Annotated in this window: 6 protein-coding genes and 1 other annotated feature (1 of these 7 running past the window's edge); all 6 genes read right to left on the bottom strand. The window is 59.0% G+C overall.

Annotation, left to right across the window (positions count from 1 at the left end; all coding sequences use genetic code 11):
- Positions 1–154: a sequence feature (16S ribosomal RNA rRNA prediction is too short), on the bottom strand; it reaches 166 nt to the left of the window's first position.
- Between the two features lie 500 nt (positions 155–654).
- The gene (locus AYR66_RS00445; protein WP_088705861.1) at positions 655–1,134 is read right to left on the bottom strand and encodes a cupin domain-containing protein; all 480 of its coding nucleotides are present in this window, start codon (positions 1,132–1,134) and stop codon (positions 655–657) included.
- Entirely contained in the window at positions 1,131–1,388 is a 258-nt protein-coding gene (locus AYR66_RS00440) for an antitoxin Xre/MbcA/ParS toxin-binding domain-containing protein (RefSeq protein WP_234814631.1), read from the bottom strand. The genes AYR66_RS00445 and AYR66_RS00440 overlap by 4 nt, the downstream gene beginning before the upstream one ends.
- Entirely contained in the window at positions 1,381–1,668 is a 288-nt protein-coding gene (locus tag AYR66_RS00435; protein ID WP_088705860.1) for a KTSC domain-containing protein, read from the bottom strand. Before AYR66_RS00435 ends, AYR66_RS00440 begins: the two co-directional genes overlap by 8 nt.
- A 29-nt stretch (positions 1,669–1,697) precedes the next feature.
- Positions 1,698–1,961 (bottom strand): DUF2164 domain-containing protein, encoded by a 264-nt coding sequence (locus tag AYR66_RS00430; protein ID WP_088705859.1) that lies wholly within the window; start codon positions 1,959–1,961, stop codon positions 1,698–1,700.
- 35 nt (positions 1,962–1,996) lie between these two features.
- Positions 1,997–3,040 (bottom strand): formylglycine-generating enzyme family protein, encoded by a 1,044-nt coding sequence (locus AYR66_RS00425; RefSeq protein WP_088705858.1) that lies wholly within the window; start codon positions 3,038–3,040, stop codon positions 1,997–1,999.
- Positions 3,041–3,241: 201 nt separating this feature from the next.
- Positions 3,242–3,623: ATP-binding protein (locus AYR66_RS00420; protein ID WP_088709529.1), on the bottom strand; the 382-nt coding region annotated here is incomplete at its 5' end.

The following is a 3,623-nucleotide window of genomic DNA, read 5'->3' as shown; positions in this document are numbered from 1 at the left end:
ATCCCCCACTTTCATCCGTAGATCGTATGCGGTATTAGCCAGTCTTTCGACTGGTTATCCCCCACTCTAAGGCACGTTCCGATATATTACTCACCCGTTCGCCACTCGCCGCCAGGCCGAAGCCCGCGCTGCCGTTCGACTTGCATGTGTAAGGCATGCCGCCAGCGTTCAATCTGAGCCAGGATCAAACTCTTCAGTTCAATCTCTGTTTGTGCCATTGCTGGCAGGTTCCGAAGAACCGTCGCTCACTCAAAATACTGACAGGTAATTATCTTGCGACTCTTACCTATATTTTTTTGTGAGCACTTAATGTTTTAAGTTATTGCGCTGAGTAACCCCAGCGCCGCAACCCCACCAAGCGCCCACACTTATCGGCTGTTATTTTTTAAAGAACTTGTTTCACTTTCCTTGCCGTTTTGCCCATCCGGTCGATGCGTTGTGATCAACCATGGAAGGACTGCAATTCAATGCCCACTACGCACTCGCAAACACCTCGTTGAAGGTTTCGACTTGCGCTGCGTTTTCAGCGGGAGGCGAACTATAGCAAACGCATCGGAGCTTCGCAACGTCTTTCTCGTTTTATTTGAAATACATGTCATAAAAGCAAATGCGACAGGTGACGTCCTGGCGTTGATATTGACTGCGGTGGCAGTTTCAATACGGCGTCCCGTCCTTGTGCATGAACTGCCATTTCCCATCTTTCAGTTCAGCCTGTATGTCGTCGTCGGGATAGGCGCCCTGGTCGCCCGGTGTCCTGTCGCCGACTTCGAGGTACACGACGGTTTCCGCTGTGTTGTTGACCAGCTGGTGCGCATTGCCGGTGCCAGCCTTGAAGCCTGCGCACATGCCTGGCGAAAGCGGCGTCTCGCCCTCGTCGGTACGCAGCGTTGGATGGCCGCTGAGGATGTAGATGAATTCGTCCTGCTTCGTGTGGCTGTGGCGTAGTGCGGATACGAAGTTCGGGGCAAGCCGGGTCAGGTTGACGCCGAAGTTGTTCAGGCCGAAGACGTCCCCAAGCTGCCGCTTTTCCCTGCCGCTCATCCTCGATGCAAACGGCTCCGGGTAGTTGGAGGGTTTGGTACGAGGGGCAACCTCTTCGGCACGGACGGCAACAGGGGACTTGGGCGCGCTCATGGTGTCTTTTTCAATGAGTTAAGGAAGGCAAGCACCTCTTCCTCGCGGCCTTCGTTGACCAGCTGGGATGGCGTCTTGCCACCGAGTTGCGGCAGCGCTTCGTTCATCCAGGCGCTGGCAGCATCATCAGTCCCGGCAATGCTCCGTGCCGTGTGCATGACCGTGTAATACGCCTGCGCCCTGCGCGACTGCTGCTCGAAACGCGCGCGCAGCGCGTCCATGGATTGGGGGGACAGCTGGTCGTCTTTAGTCATGTTTTTTTCCGTCGTTGCCAGGGGTTTTGAACAAGTCTTCGAGGGCGGAAGATTTTTCTTTCGGCAGCACCCTGCCCCGTTTGCCCGCATACTCCTCCTCGATATTGTCGCGGTAGAAGCTCCACGCCGCGCCGGACGTCGACAACCTGCTCCACACATCGGCGCCGACGCCCGAATAGTCGATCGCGCTGCCGTCGTCGAACTCGACCCGCAGGATGCGTTGCCGCGCGTCGTAGCCAATGGCACGCAGTTTGCCGGCATTGATCTTTTTCATTTCCATGATTGCCTCCGTTCGTTTCTGGATACAGCCTACTTCCGGCGCGACTTCCTTTGCCAGTACGGGAACTCTTCTTCATGCACCTCGATGTCGAGTTCCGACACGCGCATCTGCAAATGCTTCTGCGCGTCTGCCACGCCCTTGTTGTAGATGGCCGGGCCGATTTCCTCGAGGAAGAAGTCGAGGAGGCCTCCGGCGGCAATATTGCCGAGCGGCTCTTCCATGTTTTGCTGGAAGTATTTCTGGAGCGAGGTAAGGGCGTCGTTGCGCGCGTCTTTGGTCAATTCGATAGTCATGCCGGTCCCGGGATAGTGGGGGTGAATTCGATATTCTAGTCCCGCGTCGGAACGCCTTCCGGCTTTGGCGCCTCCATCACGACCCGGATTCCCACCAGGGTATAGCGCGTCGCCGGATTGTTCCAGTTGCGGTACGCGCAGCGGGCATAGAGCGGCCACGTGTGCCAGGATCCGCCCCGCCGCACCTTGACCTCGCCTTCCGCCGGTCCCGCCGGATCGTCCACCGGAGACCGAGCGTAATACGTGTCATCGTGCCAGTCGGCAGTCCACTCCCAGACATTGCCGTGCATGTCATGCAGGCCGAAGGCATTGGCGGCGAACTGTCCCACCGGCGCGGTGAAAGCGTAACCGTCGTGGGCGGGTACCGCAAACGCCTGCCACTTCTGCCAGTTGGCGGCTGCATCGGCGTCGAATACATTGGCTACGGCAGCCAGCGAGACCGGGTCATCGCCGCTGTGGTATTGGGTACGTGTCCCCGCCCTGCAGGCGTATTCCCACTCCGCTTCCGTAGGCAGGCGGTAGCGGCGGCCTTCGGTCTGGCTGAGCCAGCGCACCAGCGCTTGCGCATCGTTCCACGTGACGTTGACGACGGGATGGTCGTCGCCTTGTACGAAACCGGGATTCTCCCAGGAGTAGCGCGAATCGCGCCCTTCGAAAGCATCGCCTCGCCTCGAGGTCGCCGGATCGTAGGATGGGTTGTATCCATAGCCCCCGGTCTTGTCTGCGACCGATTCAGGCGTATAACCCGAAGCCTGCACAAACTGCCGGAACTGGCCGACCGTCACTTCGTGGCGGGCTATGTAGAACGGACGTGTAATGCGCACCAGGTGCACGGGCGCTTCGTCTGTCAGCTCCTTCAGGCGCTTGGGTTCGTATTGCGGATAGAGCCTGGCCAGGTCTTCCGGCGGTGTGTCGTTGCCCATCATGAAGTCGCCGGACGGTAACAGTACCATTTGCATGCCGAGGGTGTTGGTGACTGTCGTGGGGACCGTTGCGCAGGCGCTCAGGAAACAACAAGCCAGGCTGATGAACAAGAGTCCGGAGGCGGATACTGCTTGCGTGTTGCAGGGTATCGTCATGGATGCTCCGAGCCGGGGAGGAATGCGGCTTATCCTGACATGAGGAGTTTGCAATGGCAATACCGGGCCGGTTGCCGGAGTGTGGGTGGGTTGATCGACTTGCATCGAGAAGCAATCCGTCATCCCCGCGAAGGCGGGGAGAGCGTGTGGCAGGATCGATGGCTGACACCCGCACGTCCGGATGGACATAGGATCCCGGCACTACAGATACACCACCGACACACCCTTCCCAAACACCTCCCTCACCACGTCCACCAGGTGGTCATGGTGGGTCAGGTAGATCACCTGCGTTTTCTCGGACAGCGCCGCCAGCGCTTCGAAACCCGCCGTCGAACGTCCATCGTCATAGTTGATGAACAAGTCGTCCGCGATGAACGGTAGGGGCGACGCCTTCTCCAGGTGCATTTCCAGCGCGGCGAGACGCAGCGCGAGGTACAGCTGGTCGCGCGTGCCGTCGCTCATGCCGGTGATGCCGACCAGCTTGCCGTCCGAGCGCTGGCCATGCAGCGTCATTGGCTGGGCGTCGAAATCCACGACCAGGCGCTGGAAATTGCCTTGCGTGAGTTGCGCGAAGATCGCGCTT

Source organism: Noviherbaspirillum denitrificans, from assembly GCF_002211445.1.
GTDB classification, from domain to species: domain Bacteria; phylum Pseudomonadota; class Gammaproteobacteria; order Burkholderiales; family Burkholderiaceae_D; genus Noviherbaspirillum; species Noviherbaspirillum denitrificans.
This window is presented reverse-complemented; position numbering and strand designations above follow the sequence as displayed.